Raw genomic sequence first — 19,066 nt, 5'->3', positions numbered from 1 at the left:
TGTGAATCTCGACGCATTCCTGGAACTCCTGACCCCACGCGGCCAGGAGGCCCTGGACGCGGCGGCCGGGGTCGCCGGCGACGACCCGGTGGCGGCCGTGACGAGGCTGAGAAGGACCTACGACGCGGACCTGACCTCGGCGGCGCTCACGCAGGCCACGCTCCGGCTGCGCGCGCGGGAGAAGTTCGGGGCCGACGCCGACCTCATGTACTTCACCCGGACCGGCCTGGAGCAGGCCACCCGCCGGGAGGTCGCCGACCACCGGGCCCGGCGCGTCCCGGCGGGCTCGCGGGTCGCCGACGTCTGCTGCGGCATCGGCGGCGACCTCCTCGCCCTGGCCAGGGCCGGGTGCTCGGTGGAGGCCGTCGACACCGACCCGCTCACCGCGGCGGTCGCCCGGGCCAACGCGGACGCCCTGGGCCTCGGCGACCGGGTCTCGGTCCGCGCCGCCGACGCCTCCACCCTCGACCCGGCCGCCTTCGACGTCCTGTTCGCCGACCCCGCGCGCCGTACGGCCCGGGGCAGGACCTTCGACCCGATGGGCTACTCGCCGCCCTGGCCCGCCGTGCTGGAGATGGTGGCCAAGGCCGGGGCCGCCTGCCTGAAGGTCGCCCCCGGGATCCCGTACGAGTTCGTCCCCGAGGGCGCGGAGGCCGAGTGGGTCTCGTACAAGGGCGACGTCAAGGAGGCCGTGATCTGGTGCGGCGAGCTGGCGGGCGGGACGGGGCGCCGGGCCACGATCCTGCCCTCGGGCGCCACGATGACGCCCGACCCCGCCCTCGGCGACCCCCCTGTCGGCCCCGTCGGCCGCTACATCTACGAGCCGGACGGCGCGGCGATCCGGGCCCACCTGGTCGCGGAGATCGCCGCGTCGGTCGGCGGGCGCCTGCTCGACCCGCAGATCGCCTACGTCACCGGCGACGCCGCGGTGGCGACGCCGTGGGCCTCACGGTACGAGGTCCACGAGACGCTGCCGTTCTCGCTCAAGCGTCTGCGCGCGGTGCTCCGCGAGCGCGGCGCGGGGAATGTGACGATCAAGAAGCGGGGCTCCGCGGTGGACGTCGACCGCCTCAGGAAAGAGCTCCGGCTTTCCGGTGACGAATCCGCGGTGGTCATTCTCACCCGAATCGGCGACCGGCCTTTCGCTTTCGTGTGCGATCCCTGCTGACCGGCCGGACCGGTCTCCCATAACCGGCCGGATCAGTCCTGGTTGACCAGCCAAAATAGTCAATTCTTCCATCCAACCGGCAATTCCTGTCTTTTAATCTCGCCGCCGGAAAACCTTGATCCAAGGGCTAAGGTTGCCGGGCGGGAGTTCTCTCTCACCTGCGGTTTCATCTCGTTCATCGGCAAATCCCATCAAATCCAACCGCGCGGCTGAGCGTCGGCGAGTGAAGGAGCTCTCGGTGGATCACTCCGACCACACCCTGCTCCAGGCAGGCAGCCAGACCGCCATCTCCGACCGGATGCGCGAGCTCCTCGCCCGCGCGGCGCAGGACCACGTCTACGAGCAGCGGACCCAGGGCGCGGTGCTCGACGAGATCCGGCAGCGCCTGGAGGGCATGGAGTGGCTGCTGCGCGAGGTCAGGGAGCGCGAGATCGGCGGGCTGAACGGCACGCTGGAGTCCGTCCACGGGCGCCTGGACGACATCGCCGCCAAACCGCCCTCCTGGGCCGAGGGCCTGGCCCAGCACGTCGAGGCGGTGCGCGACCACGTCGACGCCGTCGGCGAGCGGGTCGACTCCCTCGGCCGCCGGGTCGACACCGTCCGCGACCGGGTCACCCCCCTCGGCGAGCTGCCGAGCCTGTGGACCGACCTCGGCACCGTGGGCGAGAGCGTGGACGAGGCGCTCACCCGCCTGCGGGCCATCTCCGACGGCACCCTGGGCCTCGACGAGCAGGTGCGGCAGCTGGCCGAGCACCTCGGCAGGCTCCAGGCCGACATGGGCATCGCGGCGCACCGGTTCAGCCGCCTGGACAGGGCGCTGGCCGACCTCTCCCAGCGCGCCGGGCGCGTCGAGGCGGGGATGCTCGACCTGGCGGCGAGCGTCCAGCAGGCGGTCGGCACCGCCGCCGACCGGATGCTCGCCGCCGTCGAGCAGGTCAACGGCAAGGTCGACCTGGTGAGCGGCAGGGTGGAGCAGGTGGGCGCCAGGGTCGACCTGGTCGTGCCCAGGATCGACGAGCGCGCCGCCGCCGTCGAGAACCGCATCGACAGCCGCATCGACCGGCTGGACGGCCACCGCATGGCGGCCGGTGGCCGCTTCGACACCCTCGAGGAGCGCCTCGACGACATCGAGGGCCGCCTCACCGGCCGGATGGACGTCATCGACTCCCGGCTGTCCACGCTGGACGGGCACGCGGAGAAGTCCGCGGAGCGCCTGGAGAGCCTGGACGAGCGCCTGGAGGTCCTGCCCGCCGTGCTGGGCGTCGGCGCGCTCATCGGCGACCAGACCGACGAGCAGCGCGAGCGCTTCGACTCCCTGGACGAGCGCGTCATCCGGGCCGAGGCCGCGCTGGCCCCGCTGGCCGAGACGCTCCGCGCCCTGCCCGACCGCGACCAGCTCTCCGAGGCGCTGAGCGAGACCGTGGAGCCCGCGCACACCGACCTCACCCGCCGCCTGGGCGCCCTGGAGGAGACCATGCTGGCCCTGGCGGAGGCCCTGCTCCGCCCCACCAGAGCCGACAAGGACTGACTCCCGGGGGCCCCGTCCGGGCCAAGCCCGGGTCGCACGCCCCCGCATGACCGCCGTCAGCCGACGCCGCCCCTACCCCGGGTCACGCCCGGCCCGCACGACCACCGTCAACCGGCCCGCGCGGCACCGCCCTGGGTTCACGTCTCACCGGCCCGCACCCAGGGCCCGTGGAACCGCCCCCGGTCACGCCTCCCGACCCGTCCGGGTCCCGTACGACCGCCGTCAGCCGGTGCGCGCGGCGCCGTCCTCGTGGCTCCCGGCGCCTTTGACGGCTCTCTCCTCGCGGCACAGGTTGTTCCTGACCACGGAGAGCAGGGCCAGCAGCTCGTCGGTCTGCCGGGCCGTCAGGCCCTGGGTCATCCGGCGGTGCATCTCGGTGAGGACCCGGTCCACCTCGGGGCGGAGCGCGTGCCCCCTGGGCGTGACGTCGACGATGCTGATCCGCCGGTTGGCCATGTCGGGCCTGCGGCTGACGAACCCGCTGCGCTCCAGGCGCTGCAGGGTCTTGGTCATGGTGGACACGTCGATGCCGACGATCCTCGCCAGGCTGTTCTGCGACTGGGGGCCGTTGTCCCACAGGGCGCCCATCACGCGCTCCTGGCCCGGATAGAGGTCGATCTCCCCGAGAAGGCCGGCGAGCACCACACGGTGGCCGCGCGTCGCGTTGGCCATCAGGCAGTTGAGGTCGCTGTCGTACTCGCCGCACCCCTTGGCGGCCTCACCGCGGTCCGCGGCGGTGTCGCACGCCCCGGCCGCGTCTCCGATCCCTTCCTCGGCCGCGTCCCCGGCCCCGCGCTCGGGTGCCTGCCCGGCCGGGGCGTCCTCGCGGGCCGCCCGTCCCCCGGGCACGTCGCGCTCTTCGTCGATCAGCGGCTCCGCCATGTTCAGGTCCTTCCGTCCTTCCCCGACACTACCGCTTGCATGTTGGCCGACCAAGTTGTAGAACTACTCATTGGCTAGCCAAGTTGGCCAGCCAATAAAGGAGTCGTCATGCCCTTCACACCGTTCTCGCTCGCCGGTCTCCAGCTGCCCAACCGCCTGGTGATGGCCCCCATGACCCGGTCGCGGTCCTACGTCGACGGGATCCCCTCGTCGCTGACCGCCCTCTACTACGCCCAGCGGGCCTCCGCGGGCTTAATCATCACCGAGGGCGTGCAGCCCAGCCAGGACGGCAAGGGCTACATGAACACCCCCGGACTGCACACCGACGAGCAGGTGGCCGGGTGGCGCGAGGTCACCGACTCCGTCCACGCGGCGGGCGGCAGGATCTTCGCCCAGATCATGCACTCCGGCCGGATCGGCCACCCCGACAACACCGGCGCGCTGCCCATCGGGCCGTCCGTCGTACGACCGGCGGGCCAGATCTTCACGCCCTCCGGCCTGCAGGACTACCAGACCCCGCGCGAGCTGACGACCGCCCAGGTGGAGTCGACCGTCCGGGACTTCGCCGACGCCGCCGAGCGCGCCGTCGACGCGGGCTTCGACGGGATCGAGCTGCACGGCGCCAACGGCTATCTCATCCACCAGTTCCTGTCGCAGAACGCCAACCTGCGCGAGGACCACTTCGGCGGGTCGGTGGCCAACAGGATCCGCTTCGGCGTGGAGGTCGCGAAGGCGACCGCCGACCGGATCGGCGCCTCCAGGGTCGGCATCCGGCTCTCGCCCGGCAACGGCGCGGGGGACCTGGTCGAGGGCGACCTGCACGAGGTCTACCCGGCACTGGTCTCCGAGCTCGCCGCGCTCGACCTCGCCTACCTGCACCTGGTGGCCGGCCCCTCCGACGACCTCAACCAGGAGATCGTCAAGTCCTGGCCGAACGCCCTGATCGTCAACGACCCCTCGATCGGCGACCCGGCGGCCCGGGCCTCCCAGTGGCTGGAGCGCGGCGCCGACCTGGTCTCGCTGGGCCAGTCGTTCCTGGCCAACCCCGACCTGCCGCTCCGCCTGCGCCTCGGCGCCGAGCTCAACCAGGCCGACTTCAACGCGGCCTTCGGCGGCGACCACCGCGGCTACACCGACTACCCGGTGCTGGCCCTGCACTCCGCCTAGGACACCTCGCCAAAAGAGCCGGAAGAGCCCGCACAGCCGCCGCCCGACGGGGGCGCGACGGCCGGCGGGCATCCGGGCCCGCCCCGCCCGGACCGCCCGAGCCACCCGGACCGCGCGGCCCGTCAGACGTGGACGGTGGTGATGGGCATCGAGGAGTCGGCGGGGATGTCCAGCCCCGACGGCGTGATGCCGGCCGCCACCAGGTCCGAGCCCAGGGCCGCGACCATGGCGCCGTTGTCCGTGCACAGCCCGGGGCTGGGGACCCGCAACCGGACACCGGCCGCGTCACAGCGCTCCTGGGCCATCGCCCGCAGCCGGGAGTTGGCCGCCACCCCGCCGCCGATCAGCAGGTCCTGGACGTCGTACTTGGCGCACGCGCGCAGCGCCTTGCGGGTCAGCACGTCGACGACGGCCTCCTGGAACGACGCCGCCACGTCGGGGACGTGGACCGGCTCCCCCGCCTTCTCCCTGGCCTCCACCCACCGGGCCACGGCCGTCTTCAGGCCGGAGAAGGAGAAGTCGAGCGTCCCGTCGTCGTACTTGCCGCGCGGGAACGCGATGGCCGCGCCGGAGCCCTCGCGGGCCACCCTGTCGATGTGCGGGCCCCCGGGGAACGGCAGGCCCAGCACCCTGGCCACCTTGTCGAACGCCTCGCCCGCCGCGTCGTCCACCGTGGAGCCCAGCGAGATGACGTCCCTGGCGACGTCGGGTACCAGCAGCAGGGACGAGTGCCCGCCGGAGACCAGCATGGCGATGCAGGGCTTGGGCAGGGCGCCGTGCTCCAGCTGGTCCACCGCGACGTGGGCGGCCAGGTGGTTGACGCCGTACAGCGGCACGCCCAGGCCCAGCGAGTACGCCTTGGCGGCGGCGACGCCGACCAGCAGCGCCCCGGACAGGCCGGGCCCCGCGGTGACCGCGATCGCGTCGATGTCGGCGAGGCGCATCCCCGCCCGGCCCAGCGCCAGCTCGATGGTCGGGGTCATCGCCTCCAGGTGCGCCCTGGAGGCGACCTCGGGCACCACCCCGCCGAAGCGGGCGTGCTGCTCGACGCTGGAGGCGATGGCGTTGGCCAGCATGCTGTGACCCCTGACGATGCCGATCCCGGTCTCGTCGCAGGAGGTCTCGATGCCCAGGACCACCGGTTCGTCACTCATGGAGATCCTTCCTCATCATGATCGCGTCGGTGCCGTCCTCGTAGTAGCGGCGGCGTACGCCGATCCGCTCGAACCCGAACCTGTCGTAGACGGCCTGCGCGCCCGGGTTGTCGGAGCGCACCTCGAGGAAGACCGACACGGCCTCGCGGCGGGCGGCCTCGGCCAGCAGCTCGGTCAGCATGGCGCCGCCGACGCCGGTCCGGCGCCACTCGGCCAGGACGGCGATGGTCTGCACGTCGGCCTGGTCCCCGGCCGCGGCGAGGCCCGCGTAGCCGACGATCACGTCGTCGACCAGGGCCACCACGTAGTGCCTGGTCCTCGGCTGGTCGTCGAGCTCGCCGCGGAGCATGCCCTCGCTCCAGGCGTCGGCGGGAAAGGTCTTCCGCTCGACCTCCATCACCGCGGGCAGGTCCTCGGCGGTCATCCGGCGCAGCACGACGGTCATGTGGAGACCTTCTTGGGCGCCGAGGGCACCTTGGCGTCGGGGCGGCGCAGGTAGATCGGGCGGGGCGGGCCGAGCACGGCCTCCGGGGCTCCCGGCTCGGCGAGCTCCCCGGCCGCGAGCGCCGCCATCGCGCCCGCGTGGGGGTACTCCGGCGCGTCCAGGAGCCGGGAGGCGCCGACGATCTCGGCGTACATCCGCGCGCCGGCGCCGACCAGCGGGAGCTCGCCGGGCAGGTCCTGGGGCCGGTCCACCGCGGGGCCCGACAGCCGGGTGCGCGCGTCCCGGTAGTGGCCCCAGAACACCTCTTTTCGCCGGGCGTCGGTGGCCACCAGGAACGGCTCGGCCAGCCCGCTGCCGTACGCGAGCGCGTCGAGGGTGCACACGCCGTACGCGGGGACGCCCAGCGACGTCGCCAGGGCCTGGGCGGTCACCAGACCGACCCGGAGGCCGGTGTAGGGACCGGGGCCCGAGCCCGCGACGACGGCGGTGACGTCGCCGAGCGAGGCTCCGGCCTCGCGCAGGACCGTCTCGATCGTGGGCACGAGCAGCTCACCGTGACGGCGCGCGTCGACCGTGGTCGACTCGGCGAGGACCCTCTCACCGTCGTGCAGAGCTGCGGTGACGGCGGGGGTGGCGGTGTCAAAGGCCAGGACCAGCACGAACAGTTAGCCTATCCCGTCCCGCGGGGTCTCCGGGGCACCTCCCCCGGGGTGGGCCCCGCGTTCAGGTCTTGACCAGGGTGGCGTAGACGATGAGGTTGTCCTGGTACTCGTTGCTGTCCCAGTCGAACTTCCCGCCGCAGGTGATCAGCCGCAGGCCGTCCTCAAGGTAGACCTTGTCGGCGGGGAAGCGGTGCTTGCTGATCTGCTCGATGGTGTCCACCCGGTACTGGGCCACCTTGCCGTCGCTGCGCACGACCTTGATGACCTGCCCCTCCCGCATGTCCTTGAGCTTGTAGAAGACCGCGGGCGCGGTCTTGGTGTCCACGTGCCCGAGGATCACCGCCGACCCCTCGTCGCCGGGGACCGCGCTGTCCTTGACCCACCCCGCGACGTTCGGCTTCTCGTACGGTGGCAGGTCGACCCGGCCGTCCGTCACGCCGAGTTTCATCAGGGGCGCCTTGATCCCCAGGGACGGGATGTCGATGCGGCTGGGCACGATCGAGGTGCGGGCGGGCGCCTTCTCCTTCTCCGTGACGTCGCCCCTGTTGCCGAACGCGACCATGACGGCACCGGTGATCACTCCGGCCAGGACGATCCTGGACCAGCGGGTTGAATCGGCCATCGAGGACTACGAACGGCGGCGACGCACGACCGCGATGCCGATGCCGCCCGCCAGGGCGAGGGCGAGCAGGACACCGGTCGTGCCGATCGGGGCGCCCGAGTCGTTGGGGCCTCCGGCCGCGGTGCCGCCGCCGCCCGTACCCGGCGCCTCGGTGCTGATGATCGTCCTGGTCGGCTTGGAGGTGGGCCTGGAGGAGGGGGTTGAGCTCGGCTCGGTGTCGGCCACGATCCTGAGGTTGGCGCTGCCGGTGTCGTTGGTCCCCTCACACCTGGCGTTGACCTCGTGGACCCCGGGGGCGGTGCCCTCGGCGACGGTGGCCTGGCCGCGCACCCACGGGCGCGGCGTCGGGGTGGCGGTCGAGGCGGGGTCGGGCGTGGGCGTCGCGAGGATCGGGTCGAGGGTCACCGGGGTGCGGAAGATCCGGGAGGAGGCGGTACCGCGATGCTCGGGGCCTCCCTGCGGGATCGGGCAGTTGGCCAGGATCCATACCTTCTGCCCGGCCTTGGCGCGGGCCGGCTGGAGCTGGACCTCGATGTCCTGCCGGCTGATGCCGGAATCAGGCGGGGTTGGGGTGGGAGTGCCAGACGGGTTGGCCGTTTCGGCACCCGCCGAGCACCCGACCAGTCCGAAAAGGACGATGGCTCCCAGAACCGCGACACGCTTGACGCTTGGCACCGTCGAACTCCACTTCGCCCTCCGGCCGACGACCCTCGCCCGGCACGATTTCCCACCTGTTCCCCATTAAACATGGGCAAACCCGCCAGAGTCGATCATCACGCCTGACGATCTAGACCAATGGGGCGTAGTGCCAGCGTGCCAGGATTTCTCCGGCTTCGTAGGCACATCAGACGACACTGTTCAGATGACGCTGTTCAGATGACCTGACGGCTCAGACGACGCCGTGCCAGCGCGGTCCGACCCCCCGCAGGGTCACGGTCCGCTCCTCGCCCGGCTCGCCGGACGCGCCCCTGCCGATGAGGATCTCCAGCCGGTCGTCGGCGAGCCCCTCCACCAGGCCCTCGCCCCACTCCACGACCGTCACCGACTCCTCCAGCGAGGCGTCCAGGTCCAGGTCGTCGACCTCCAGGTCGCCCCCGAGGCGGTAGGCGTCGACGTGGACCAGCGGCGGGCCTCCCGACAGGGAGGGATGCACCCGGGCGATGACGAAGGTCGGCGAGGTGATCGGGCCGCGCACCTTGAGCCCCTCGGCGATCCCCTGCACCAGGGTCGTCTTGCCGGCGCCGAGCGGGCCCGACAGCACCGCCAGGTCTCCCGGGCGCAGCAGCGCCGCCAGCTCCTCGCCCAGCTCCCGCATCTCCTCGGCGGTCGCCACGATTCTCACCGCTTCGTCACTCCTGTCGATGCCTCTCGGTCTCTCACGACGCCTCCCGGGGCCCGTAGGCTCACCGGTCCAGGTCCCCGGCGTCCCCGGCGTCGGCGTCGTCGCCCGCGTCCACCCGCTTGAGCAGGTCGTGCAGGGCGTCGTTGACCACGTTAGGACGCTCCAGCTGGACCAGGTGCGAACTTTCCGGAACCTCGGTGAACCGGGCGCTCGGCAGCGCCGCGGCCATCGCCCTGCTGTGCTCGACGGGCGTGAGCCAGTCCTTGTCTCCGACCATGATGGAGGTCGGGACCTCCTCCAGCACGCGCAGCGCGTTCAGCTTGTCGTGCGACATCAGCGCCGGGTAGAACTCGGCGATCACCTCGAAGGGGGTGGAGCGGATCATCGACTCGGCGAAGTCGACGACCGTGGGGCTCACGTTCCTGGAATCGCCGAAACCCAGGTGGCGCAGGGCCAGGAAGGCCACGTCGTTGCCGACCTGGCGGCTCTTGTCGACCAGCGAGCCGCCGCGCCTCAGGAGCGACACCGTGCCCGGCGTGACCTTGTGCACCGCCTTCGACAGCAGCGCGGGCAGGCCCAGCGAGATCTCGCCGAGCTTGCCGGTGGAGGTGGAGATCAGCGCGACGCCCCTGATCCTGTCGCCGAACAGCTCCGGGTGCCGGTCGGCCAGCGCCATGATCGTCATGCCGCCCATGGAGTGGCCGACGAGCACGCACGGGCCGGGCACCAGCGCCTCGATGATCTCGGCCAGGTCGTCGCCGAGCCGGTCGATCGAGCAGTCCTTCATCGGGATGCGCGGCGAGCGGCCGTGGGAGCGCTGGTCCCACAGGACCAGGCGGTGCGTGCCGCCCAGGTCGCGCCGCTGGTAGTGCCAGGAGTCGAGGTTGAGCGTGTAGCCGTGGCAGAAGACCACGGTCAGCGGGGCCTCCTCCTGGCCGTCGACCTCGGCGTACAGAGGGACGCCGTCGGAGGTGGTGACCGTGGTGGGGTGGCCGCGCAGCTCTCCGAGCGGCTCGCTCGCCTCCAGGTCCGGGCGGAGCCTGATGCGCCCGACGGCGTACCGCTTGGCGAGGGCCCCGGCGGCCACCCCCGCCGACGCGACACCGACGATCGCGCCCGCGATACCGACCCTGCGCCGTCTGGTACTACTCATGCGACCCCCTGAGCTGCCTTTCACCGGTAAACGCGCGGGACCCGCGAACCGATCCTGGTCACGATCTCATGCGTGATCGTGCCGAGGGAATCCGCCCACTCCTGGGCGGTGGGCTCACCGCGCGAGCCGTCGCCGAACAGGATCACCTCGTCACCCTCCGCCAGCGGGTCTTCCCCGACGTCGATCATGAACTGGTCCATGCAGACCCTGCCCGCGATCCGCCGCCTGCGGCCGCCGGCCAGCACCTCCGCCAGGTTGGTGGCGTGCCGCAGGACCCCGTCCGCATACCCGAGCGGGACGAGGCCAAGCGTCGTTTCCCGATCCGTGACGTACAGGTGCCCGTAGGAGACGCCCGATCCGGCGGGCACCCGCTTGACCAGCGCGATCCGCGCGGCGAGCGTCATCGCCGGGCGCAGCCCGAAGTCGCCGAGCTGGGGCACCGGGCTCAGCCCGTAGGCCGCGAGACCCGGGCGGACCAGGTCGTAGCGCGCCTGCGGCAGCGTCAGGATGGCCGCCGAGTTGGCGATGTGCCTGACGACGTGGGAGCCCCCCGCGCCCGCCTTCTCCGCGATGAGCAGCGCCTCGTCGAAGGCGGCCAGCTGGGCCGCGACGGACGGGTCTCCCGGGATGTCGGCGCAGGCGAAGTGGGACCAGAGCCCGACGATCTCGATCGTGCCCTCGGCCCGGCGCCGCAGCGCCCGGTCCAGCAGGGCGGACCAGTCGGCCGCCGTCGCGCCGCCGCGTGACATTCCGGTGTCGGCCTTGAGGTGGACCCTGGCCGTCCCGCCGATCGCGGCGGCGGCGTCGGCGATCGCGTCGACCTTGGCTGCCGAGCCCGCCGACAGCTCGACGTCCTGCCCGACGGCCTGCTCCAGCGGCTCGCCCGGCGGGATGATCCAGGCCAGGACCGGCGCGGTGATCCCGGCGGCCCGCAGCTCCAGGGCCTCGCGGATGTAGGCGGTGCCCAGCCGGCCCGCCCCGGCCTCCACGCAGGCGCGCGCGACGGGGACGAGCCCGTGCCCGTAGGCGTCGGCCTTGACCGCGACCATCACCTCGGCGCCGGGGGCGTGGCTCGCGAGCAGCGCCAGGTTCTCGCGGATCGCCGAGAGGTCCACCCTCGCCTCGGCGGGGGTCGTCGGGAAACTCATCCTCCCAGTTTGGCAGGTGAGCCACCGTGCCCGGTGCCGTTGACCAGGGAGCGCGCCGCCTCGGGCAGTGCCTCGGCGACGTCCCAGGCGGTGAGAGGGCCCCGCCGACCGGCGATCCCGTGCAGGTAGGCGGCGCAGGAGGCCGCGTCGTACCCGCTCAGCCCGGCGGCCAGCAGCGCGCCCGCCAGACCGGCCAGCACGTCGCCGGTGCCGCCGGTCGCGAGCCAGGGGCTGCCGGTGGGGTTGATCCTGACCGGCCGCCCGTCCTCGGCGACCAGCGTGGTCGAGCCCTTGAGCAGCACCGTCACGCCCAGCTCCGCCGCCGCCCGCCGGACGTTCTCCAGGCGCCGCGCCTCGATCCGCTCCCTCGGCACGCCGATCAGGCGGGAGAGCTCGCCCGCGTGCGGGGTGACCAGCACCGGCGCGCCCCGGCGCAGCAGGGACCTGTCCTGGGCGACCAGGGTCAGCGCGTCGGCGTCGACGAGCACGGGGACCTCGCTCGACAGCACCGAGCGGGCGATGGCGCGCGCCTCGTCGCCGGTGCCGAGGCCGGGGCCGAGCACCCACGCCTGTACGCGGCCCACCTCCCCGACGCCCTCGCCGGGGGCGAGCGTGGTGATCACGGCCTCGGGCCAGCGGGCCCGTACCTGGGCCACCGGCTCGGCGACCCCCGCGTAGCGGACCATGCCCACCCCGGCCCGCAGCGCCCCGCCCACGGCGAGCACCGCGGCGCCGGTGTAGCGCTCGCCGCCGGCCGCGATCCCGACGACGCCCCTGCGGTACTTGTCGGACGACGCGCCGGGCCTGGGCAGCAGCGCGGCCACGTCGGGGTCTGTCAGCACGGCCGTGTCGGGGTCGGGCAGGTGGGGGCCGAGGCCGATGTCGACGAGTTCCGTCCGGCCCGCGTGCCCGGACCCGGGGTCGACGAGCAGGCCGTTCTTCCACGCCCCGAACGTCACGGTGGCGTCCGCGCGGACCGCCGGGCCCTCCACCCGGCCGCTGCTCGCGTCCACGCCGCTCGGCACGTCCACCGCGACGACCTCGCCGGGCGCGTCGTTCGCGAGCCGGGCCAGGGTCGCGTACGGCTCCCTGAGCGCCCCGGTCCCGCCGATGCCGAGCATCCCGTCCACGATCAGGTCCGCCGCGTCGAGCAGGTCGCGGACGCGCGCTCCCGCCGGGTCCTCGGCCCGCTTCCCGGGGGTGGGGCCGGAGCCGCCGCGCGGGGCGCGCGCTCCCGCCGGGTCTTCCGAGATTCCTGGGGCCGGGCTTCCCGGGGCCGGGTCCTCTGAGGTTTTCCGAGCCGGGCTTCCCGGGGCCGGGTCCCCCGAGGTTCCCGGAGCCGGGCTTGCCGGGGCCGGGTCCCCCGCGGGGCCGTGGTCGGGGCGCAGGTCCGTCACCCGGCCGCCCGCGCGGCGCAGGGCCTCAAGACCCGCCGCGTGGACGCGCGTCCCGGCGAGGAGCGCGTCGACCCTGACGCCCCTGGCCGCCAGGCGGGCCCCGGCGTACAGGGCGTCGCCGCCGTTGTCGCCGCCGCCGACGAGCAGCACGACGCGGGAGCCGTACACCCCGCCGAGCATCCTGGCGCAGGCCACCGCGAGCCCGGTGGCCGCCCGTTCCATCAGGGTGCCCTCGGGCAGCGTCGCCATCAGCGCCGCCTCGGCCGCCCTGATCTGGTCGGAGGTGTACGCGGTCCGCATTCCACCGAATCTATCCCTCGGCGATCACGTAGGCGATGGCGACGCCCCCGTCGTGGGTGAGGGATATGTGCCAGCGGGCCACACCCAGGGCCCTGGCGACCTCCGCGGCCCGCCCGGTCACCCGAAGCTCGGGCCGCCCGTGCTCCCCGCCCACCACCTCGGCGTCCAGGTGCCGCAGGCCGGGAGGCGCGCCCAAGGCCTTGGCGACGGCCTCCTTGGCCGCGAACCTGGCGGCCAGGGAGGCTGTGCCCAGCGTCCTCTCCCCCTCGGTGAACAGGCGTCCCCGCAGCGCGGGCGTCCGCGCCAGCGTCGCCTCGAACCTGGCCGTGTCCACGACGTCGACGCCGATACCAACGATCATCTTCCCAGGCTAGAAGAGACGGCCGGTGCCGTGACGCCGCCGGGTGCCCGTGAACCATCGGTCCCCGGTTTCACAACTGACCCGCAGGTCACCTCCAAGCGATCCCGCCCAGACTGTGCGACTTCACCGAATCCCAACAGAGGGGAAACAGCCCATGAGGATCGCGCTGGTCACCGGAGCCGGGCGGGGCATCGGCCGGGAGATCGCCCGGCAGCTCGCCGGACGCGGGATGACGGTGTTCGCCGGGGTCCGCGACGGGAGCCACGCCCCCGAGGGCACCCGTCCGCTCCTTCTCGACGTCACCGACGAGGCGGCGGCCCTGAACGCCGCCAAGATCGTCGGTGAGGAGTTCGGGAGGCTCGACGTGCTGGTCAACAACGCCGCGCTCTGCGGCGACTACGGCGTGGCGCCCGCGGACGTGACAGCCGGGCACATGCGGGCCACCTACGAGGTCGGCGTGTTCGGGGTCGTCACGGTCACCCACGCGATGATCCCGCTGCTGCGGGCCTCCGGCGAGGCCAGGATCGTCAACATGACCACCCGGCTGGGCTCGCTGGCCCTCACCTCGGCCGGGGACGGCATCAACCCCGACTGGGCGATGCTGGCCTACAACTCCGCCAAGACCGCCCTCAACGCGATCACCGTGCTCTACGCCAACGAGCTGCGCGGGTCCGGCGTCCTGGTCAACGGCGTCGACCCCGGTCACTGCGCCACCGACCTGACCGGTCACACCGGCGCCCGTACGGCGGCCCGGGGCGCGGCGGTGGCCGTGCGGATGGCGACCCTCGACGGCGACGGCCCGACCGGCACGTTCAGTTCGGAGGACGGCCCCCTTCCCTGGTGAGCCGGGTCCTCCCCGCTCCGGGGGTCAGAAGCCGCCGCGCTGCCAAGGACCCCAGATGGCGAAGCTCATCCCCCTGGTCGCCTGGATGTTGACGTAGAGGGTGTGGCCGCCGGGGCCGAACGTCGAGCCGGCGAACTCGGCGCCGGAGTCGCCCTCGACGGGGACCAGCCGGGAGAAGTCGAAGATCTCGCCCCGGCGGGTGAGGCCGCGCAGGTAGTTGTCGCCCGAGCCGTCCTCGCAGAGGACCAGGGTGCCCCGGGGGCTGGCGGTGACGTTGTCGGGCAGGTCGAGGGTGACCGAGCCCGGCGACTCGTAGACGAGCCTGAGCCGCCCGCTCCACGTCTCGTACGCCCACACCTGGCCGCGTCCCTTGCCGAAGCCGTTGGCCGGGGTGTCGCCGGGCGCGGTCGCGCCGCCCTGGGTGGAGACGAAGTAGATCGTGCCGTGGTGGTTGACCGCCCCCTCCAGCCGGGAGAAGAGCGCCGCCCCCTTCGCCCTGCCCTGGTTGCCGACGGCCTGGCTCGCGACGAGGTTGGCGGGGGTGCCGATGAAGGCGGGGTCGGGGTCGTCGATGTCCACCCAGGTGGTCGCGTACGAGGCCCCCCTGGGCTGGCCGAGCGAGAGGTCCTTGCCCGGGGCGCCCCGTACGGCCAGCATCTGGAGCTTGCCCCCGTCGAGGACGCGGCGGGCCACCAGCGGGTTCTTCGGGGGCAGGTAGCGGTAGAAGCCGGAGGCGAAGTTGAAGTTGTCCTCGGTGAGGTAGATCGCGCCGGTGAAGCCGTCGAACGCGGCCGACTCGTGGGCGAACCGCCCGGCGTTCCTGATCGGCCCCCCGCCCCTGCCGTCGATCGGGACCTCGAAGATGTAGCCGTGCTTCTGCGTGAGCCTGCTGTTGTCCTGGCCGGTGGAGTCGTTGCCCACGTCCGGCCCGTTGACGGTCTCCTCGCAGGTCACCCAGGCACCCCAGGGCATCGGGCCGCCGGAGCAGTTCATCTGGGTGCCGGTCAGGCTGGGGGCCGACTTGAGCACCTTGCCGTAGCGGGTGACCCGCAGGGTCGAGGTGCCGCCGCCCGCCGCCGGGTCGTAGGCCCTGGCCGGGTCGCCGAACGCGCCGACCGGGCCGTTGACCTCGTGGTTGCGGACGAGGATCGCGCTGCCGGAGGGCCCCCGGAACGCGGCCATGCCGTCGTGCCTGGAGGGGACGGTGGACCCGTCGCCGAACTTGTCGCCGGCGGCGCTGAAGGACCTGTAGTGGAAGCCGTCGGGCAGGTGGAGCCGCACCACGCCGTCACGCTCGTCCTTGACCGGCCTCAGCGGCCCGTACCCGAGACCGGGCAGGAGCTCCCCGTTCGCCCCCGCCCGCGCGACACCGGCGAAGGGCCCGGCCACCCCGAGCGCGGCCAGCGCACCGCTCCGGGCGAGGAAACGACGACGATCCATCTTGCGGCTCCCCTGGGTCCGGTGGATTCACGCCACGTTAATCCGTCCCAGTAAACCGCTATATGGCATATATCAACAGTTAATCTGACAAAAAGACGGGTGCTTCCTATACCCACTTCTGGCTGTGGGTAATCCATAGGCTTTGTCCACAGGCTGTGGAGAACTCCCCGGCGGGGCTCACTCCACCGTGACCGACTTGGCGAGGTTGCGGGGCTGGTCGACGTCGTGCCCCTTGGCCGTGGCCAGCTCGCAGGCGAAGACCTGGAGCGGCACCGTGGCGACCAGCGGCTGGAGCAGGGTCGGCACGGCCGGGATGTGGATCAGCGTGTCGGCGTACCGCCCGACCTCGACGTCCCCCTCCTCGGCGATGACGAGGGTCCTCGCGCCCCTGGCCCGGATCTCCTGGATGTTGGACACGATCTTGTCATGGATCACCCGCTGGCCGGACGGCGAGGGGACGACGACCACGACGGGGAGCCCCTTGTCGATCAGCGCGATCGGCCCGTGCTTCAGCTCCCCGGCCGCGAAGCCCTCGGCGTGCATGTACGCCAGCTCCTTGAGCTTCAGCGCCCCCTCCAGCGCGACGGGGAAGCCCACGTGCCGTCCCAGGAAGAGCACGCACCGCTCGTCGGCCAGCGACCTGGCCAGCGCGCGGACCGGCTCGACGGTCGCCAGGACCTCGCTCACCTTGGACGGCGTCTGCGCCAGCCGGTCGACGATCTGGGTGATCTCGTCGCCGAACTTCACCCCCCTGACCTGGGCGAGATAGAGCGCCACCAGATAGCACGCCATCAGCTGGGTGAGGAAGGCCTTGGTGGAGGCCACCGCGACCTCGGGTCCCGCGTGCGTGTAGAGGACGGCGTCGGACTCGCGGGAGATCGTGGAGCCGTTCACGTTGCAGACCGCCAGCACCCGGGAACGCTGCCCGCGCGCGTGCCGTACCGCCATGAGGGTGTCCATCGTCTCGCCCGACTGGCTGATCACGATGACCAGCGTGTCGCGGTTGAGGATCGGGTCGCGGTAGCGGAACTCGCTGGCCAGCTCGACCTCGCAGGGCAGCTGGGCCCAGTGCTCGATGGCGTACTTGGCGATGAGCCCGGCGTGGTACGAGGTCCCGCAGGCGACCAGAATGATCTTGTTGATGTCGCGCAGCTCCTGGTCCGACAGCCGCATCTCGTCCAGTACCAGCCGCCCGTCCTGGCCGATCCTGCCCAGCAGCGTGTCGGCGACGGCCCGGGGCTGCTCGGCGATCTCCTTGAGCATGAAGTGGTCGTAGCCGTCCTTCTCGGCGGCGGCGGCGTCCCAGCCGACGTGGTAGTCGCGCGTCACGGCCGGGAGCCCCTGGAAGTCGACGACCGTGATCTTCGAGGGACGCAGCTCGACCACCTGGTCCTGGCCCAGCTCCACCGCCTCGCGCGTGTACGCGATGAACGCCGCCACGTCCGAGCCGAGAAAGTTCTCCCCGTCCCCCCTGCCGACCACCAGCGGCGAGTTGCGCCGCGCCCCCACCACCACGTCGGGCTCGTCGGCCGAGACCGCGAGCAGGGTGAACGCCCCCTCCAACCGCAGGCATACCCGGCGCATCGCCTCCATGAGCCCCCCGGCGGCGAACTCCTCCAGCAGGTGCGCCACCACCTCGGTGTCGGTCTCGGAGACGATCCGGTGCCCCGCGCCCTCCAGCTCGGTCCTGAGCGCGGCGAAGTTCTCGATGATCCCGTTGTGGATGACCGCGATCCGCCCGTCGCAGTCGGTGTGCGGGTGGGCGTTGCGATCGGTCGGGGCCCCGTGGGTGGCCCACCGGGTGTGCCCGATCCCCGTCGTCGCCTCGGCCAGGGGTGTGGGCCGCGAGACCAGCGCGGACCGGAGGTTGGCGAGCTTCCCGGCCCGCTTCTCCACGGCCAGGCCGTCCGCCCCGACCAGCGCGATCCCCGCCGAGTCGTACCCCCGGTACTCCAGCCGGCCCAGCCCCTCGACCGCGACCTCGATCGCCGACCGCTGTCCCGTATATCCCACTATTCCGCACATTGTCCTACCTCCTCCCTGAGAGATCGTCCACCGCGTCTATGGAGAACCCCCTCGCCGACCCAAGAATCCCGCCCGGTACCCGGCGGGAACGTACTCCCGGCGGATCAGCACCCGACGGGAACGTACTCCCGGCGGATCAGCACCCAACGGGAACGTACTCCCGGCGGATCAGCACCCAACGGGAACGTACTCCCGGCGGATCAGCACCCGACGGGAACGTACTCCCGGCGGATCAGCACCCGACGGGAACGTACTCCCGGCGGATCAGCACCCGACGGGAGCGCACATCAGGGCGATCAGTAGGCTCTCTGACCATGGCCAACGGTTTGGACACCGCGACACCGTACGTGCAGCTGAGCCGGGCTCAGTGGAGCGATCTCCGCAAGAACACGCCCCTCACCCTCACCGAGGACGAGCTGGAGGAGCTGCGCGGCGTCGACGACCCGATCGACCTGGCCGAGGTCACCGACATCTACCTGCCGCTCACCCGGCTGCTCAACCTGCACTTCACCGGGGCCAGGCAGCGCAGCGCGGCGCTCAACACCTTCCTCGGCGGCGGGAAGCGGGAGGCGCCGTACGTGCTGGGCATCGCCGGAAGCGTCGCGGTCGGCAAGTCGACCACGGCCAGGCTGCTGCACACCCTGCTGGCCCGCTGGCCCGAGCACCCCCGGGTGGACCTGATCACCACCGACAGCTTCCTGTTCCCGAACGAGGTCCTCACCGCCAGGGACATCATGCACAGGAAGGGCTTCCCCGAGAGCTACGACCGGCGGGCCCTGGTCAGGTTCGTCGCCGACGTCAAGGCGGGCCTGCCGGAGGTGACGGCTCCGGTCTACAGCCACCTGGAGTACGACATCGTGCCCGGCGCGACCCAGACCGTGCGCCGCCCCGACATCCTCATCGTCGAGGGCCTCAACGTCCTGCAGCCCGCTCCGCCCACCGCCCTCGCGATCAACGACTACTTCGACTTCTCCATCTACGTGGACGCCAAGGTCGAGCACATCCGCGACTGGTACGTCGACCGCTTCCACAAGCTCCGCCGCACGGCCTTCGAGGACCCGAAGTCCTACTTCAGATATCTCGCCGACCTGTCGGAGGAGGAGGCGACCGACTTCGCCAGGAACGTCTGGCGAGACATCAACGAGCGCAACCTCGTCGAGAACATCGCCCCCACCAGGGGCCGCGCCGACCTGGTCCTCCACAAGGGCGCCAACCACTCCATCCAACGCGTCCGCCTCCGCCGCATCTGACCACTTGGTCCTCCCACCCACCGCGCTCCGCGCGATCCACACTCGGGCCGCACCCCGTGGGGCTCCGCCCCACACCCCGGGCGAGGGACCTCCCGGCCCCTCACACTCCCCGGCCACCAACCGATTTCCCGGCTTCAAGGCGTGGCGGCGCGGGTCCCTCCAGATCCCGCGCCGCCAC

Annotated in this window: 18 protein-coding genes; 5 read left to right on the top strand and 13 right to left on the bottom strand. The window is 72.4% G+C overall.

Translation table 11 applies throughout. The features are described 5' to 3' along the window. Nucleotide 1: 1 nt before the first annotated feature. Together ACFYWM_RS21910 and ACFYWM_RS21905 are read left to right on the top strand one after the other, a co-directional pair. On the top strand, nt 2–1,168 hold the full coding sequence (locus ACFYWM_RS21910; RefSeq protein ID WP_389917281.1) for a methyltransferase domain-containing protein: 1,167 nt from the start codon (nt 2–4) through the stop codon (nt 1,166–1,168). A 238-nt stretch (nt 1,169–1,406) separates the two neighbouring features. After that, nucleotides 1,407–2,696, top strand: a complete 1,290-nt coding sequence (locus ACFYWM_RS21905) for a hypothetical protein (RefSeq protein ID WP_389917280.1) — start codon at nt 1,407–1,409, stop codon at nt 2,694–2,696. Between the two features lie 222 nt (nt 2,697–2,918). Here the strand turns inward: ACFYWM_RS21905 and ACFYWM_RS21900 are convergent, their stop codons facing one another. Next, entirely contained in the window at nt 2,919–3,578 is a 660-nt protein-coding gene (locus tag ACFYWM_RS21900; protein WP_389917279.1) for a MarR family winged helix-turn-helix transcriptional regulator, read from the bottom strand. Nucleotides 3,579–3,686: 108 nt separating this feature from the next. Here ACFYWM_RS21900 and ACFYWM_RS21895 point away from each other — a divergent pair, with 108 nt between their 5' ends. Further along, entirely contained in the window at nt 3,687–4,745 is a 1,059-nt protein-coding gene (locus ACFYWM_RS21895; protein ID WP_389917278.1) for an alkene reductase, read from the top strand. A gap of 122 nt (nt 4,746–4,867) precedes the next feature. Here the strand turns inward: ACFYWM_RS21895 and tsaD are convergent, their stop codons facing one another. The 10 genes from tsaD to ACFYWM_RS21845 form a co-directional block, all read right to left on the bottom strand. Beyond that, nucleotides 4,868–5,899, bottom strand: coding sequence for a tRNA (adenosine(37)-N6)-threonylcarbamoyltransferase complex transferase subunit TsaD (gene tsaD / locus ACFYWM_RS21890; RefSeq protein ID WP_389917277.1), 1,032 nt, complete (start codon nt 5,897–5,899; stop codon nt 4,868–4,870). Further along, nucleotides 5,892–6,344: a ribosomal protein S18-alanine N-acetyltransferase gene (gene rimI / locus ACFYWM_RS21885; protein WP_389917276.1), complete on the bottom strand. Its 453-nt coding sequence runs from the start codon at nt 6,342–6,344 to the stop codon at nt 5,892–5,894. Before rimI ends, tsaD begins: the two co-directional genes overlap by 8 nt. Beyond that, the gene (tsaB, locus tag ACFYWM_RS21880) at nt 6,341–7,003 is read right to left on the bottom strand and encodes a tRNA (adenosine(37)-N6)-threonylcarbamoyltransferase complex dimerization subunit type 1 TsaB (protein WP_389917275.1); all 663 of its coding nucleotides are present in this window, start codon (nt 7,001–7,003) and stop codon (nt 6,341–6,343) included. Before tsaB ends, rimI begins: the two co-directional genes overlap by 4 nt. Nucleotides 7,004–7,067: 64 nt before the next feature. Beyond that, a complete protein-coding gene (locus tag ACFYWM_RS21875) occupies nt 7,068–7,628 on the bottom strand; it encodes a class F sortase (protein WP_389917274.1) in 561 nt (186 codons plus the stop codon). A gap of 6 nt (nt 7,629–7,634) precedes the next feature. After that, nucleotides 7,635–8,303, bottom strand: a complete 669-nt coding sequence (locus ACFYWM_RS21870; protein WP_389917273.1) for a hypothetical protein — start codon at nt 8,301–8,303, stop codon at nt 7,635–7,637. 214 nt (nt 8,304–8,517) lie between these two features. Next, nucleotides 8,518–8,970 carry a tRNA (adenosine(37)-N6)-threonylcarbamoyltransferase complex ATPase subunit type 1 TsaE gene (gene tsaE, locus ACFYWM_RS21865; protein WP_344742967.1) on the bottom strand — a complete coding sequence of 151 codons (453 nt, stop codon included), beginning with the start codon at nt 8,968–8,970 and terminating at the stop codon, nt 8,518–8,520. Nucleotides 8,971–9,031: 61 nt separating this feature from the next. Beyond that, nucleotides 9,032–10,123 carry an alpha/beta fold hydrolase gene (locus ACFYWM_RS21860; protein WP_389917272.1) on the bottom strand — a complete coding sequence of 364 codons (1,092 nt, stop codon included), beginning with the start codon at nt 10,121–10,123 and terminating at the stop codon, nt 9,032–9,034. Nucleotides 10,124–10,143: 20 nt separating this feature from the next. Continuing rightward, a complete protein-coding gene (gene alr / locus ACFYWM_RS21855) occupies nt 10,144–11,271 on the bottom strand; it encodes an alanine racemase (RefSeq protein WP_389917271.1) in 1,128 nt (375 codons plus the stop codon). Further along, nucleotides 11,268–12,968 (bottom strand): NAD(P)H-hydrate dehydratase, encoded by a 1,701-nt coding sequence (locus ACFYWM_RS21850; RefSeq protein WP_389917270.1) that lies wholly within the window; start codon nt 12,966–12,968, stop codon nt 11,268–11,270. Before ACFYWM_RS21850 ends, alr begins: the two co-directional genes overlap by 4 nt. A 10-nt stretch (nt 12,969–12,978) precedes the next feature. Further along, nucleotides 12,979–13,329, bottom strand: a complete 351-nt coding sequence (locus tag ACFYWM_RS21845) for a holo-ACP synthase (protein WP_389917269.1) — start codon at nt 13,327–13,329, stop codon at nt 12,979–12,981. 154 nt (nt 13,330–13,483) lie between these two features. Between ACFYWM_RS21845 and ACFYWM_RS21840 the strand changes: the two genes are divergently transcribed. Then, nucleotides 13,484–14,173: an SDR family NAD(P)-dependent oxidoreductase gene (locus ACFYWM_RS21840; protein ID WP_389917268.1), complete on the top strand. Its 690-nt coding sequence runs from the start codon at nt 13,484–13,486 to the stop codon at nt 14,171–14,173. 24 nt (nt 14,174–14,197) lie between these two features. Here the strand turns inward: ACFYWM_RS21840 and ACFYWM_RS21835 are convergent, their stop codons facing one another. After that, nucleotides 14,198–15,613: a PhoX family protein gene (locus tag ACFYWM_RS21835; RefSeq protein ID WP_389917267.1), complete on the bottom strand. Its 1,416-nt coding sequence runs from the start codon at nt 15,611–15,613 to the stop codon at nt 14,198–14,200. 177 nt (nt 15,614–15,790) lie between these two features. Continuing rightward, nucleotides 15,791–17,638, bottom strand: a complete 1,848-nt coding sequence (glmS, locus tag ACFYWM_RS21830; protein ID WP_389917266.1) for a glutamine--fructose-6-phosphate transaminase (isomerizing) — start codon at nt 17,636–17,638, stop codon at nt 15,791–15,793. Between the two features lie 314 nt (nt 17,639–17,952). On the opposite strand from glmS, the gene coaA reads away from it, so the two are divergent. Further along, nucleotides 17,953–18,888 (top strand): type I pantothenate kinase, encoded by a 936-nt coding sequence (gene coaA / locus ACFYWM_RS21825; protein ID WP_389917265.1) that lies wholly within the window; start codon nt 17,953–17,955, stop codon nt 18,886–18,888. Nucleotides 18,889–19,066: the final 178 nt, after the last annotated feature.

It is taken from the genome of Streptosporangium sp. NPDC002721, from assembly GCF_042888905.1.
In the GTDB taxonomy this organism is placed as follows: domain Bacteria; phylum Actinomycetota; class Actinomycetes; order Streptosporangiales; family Streptosporangiaceae; genus Streptosporangium.
Note: the sequence above shows the minus strand (reverse complement) of the source record. Positions and strands in the feature narration are given on the sequence as shown.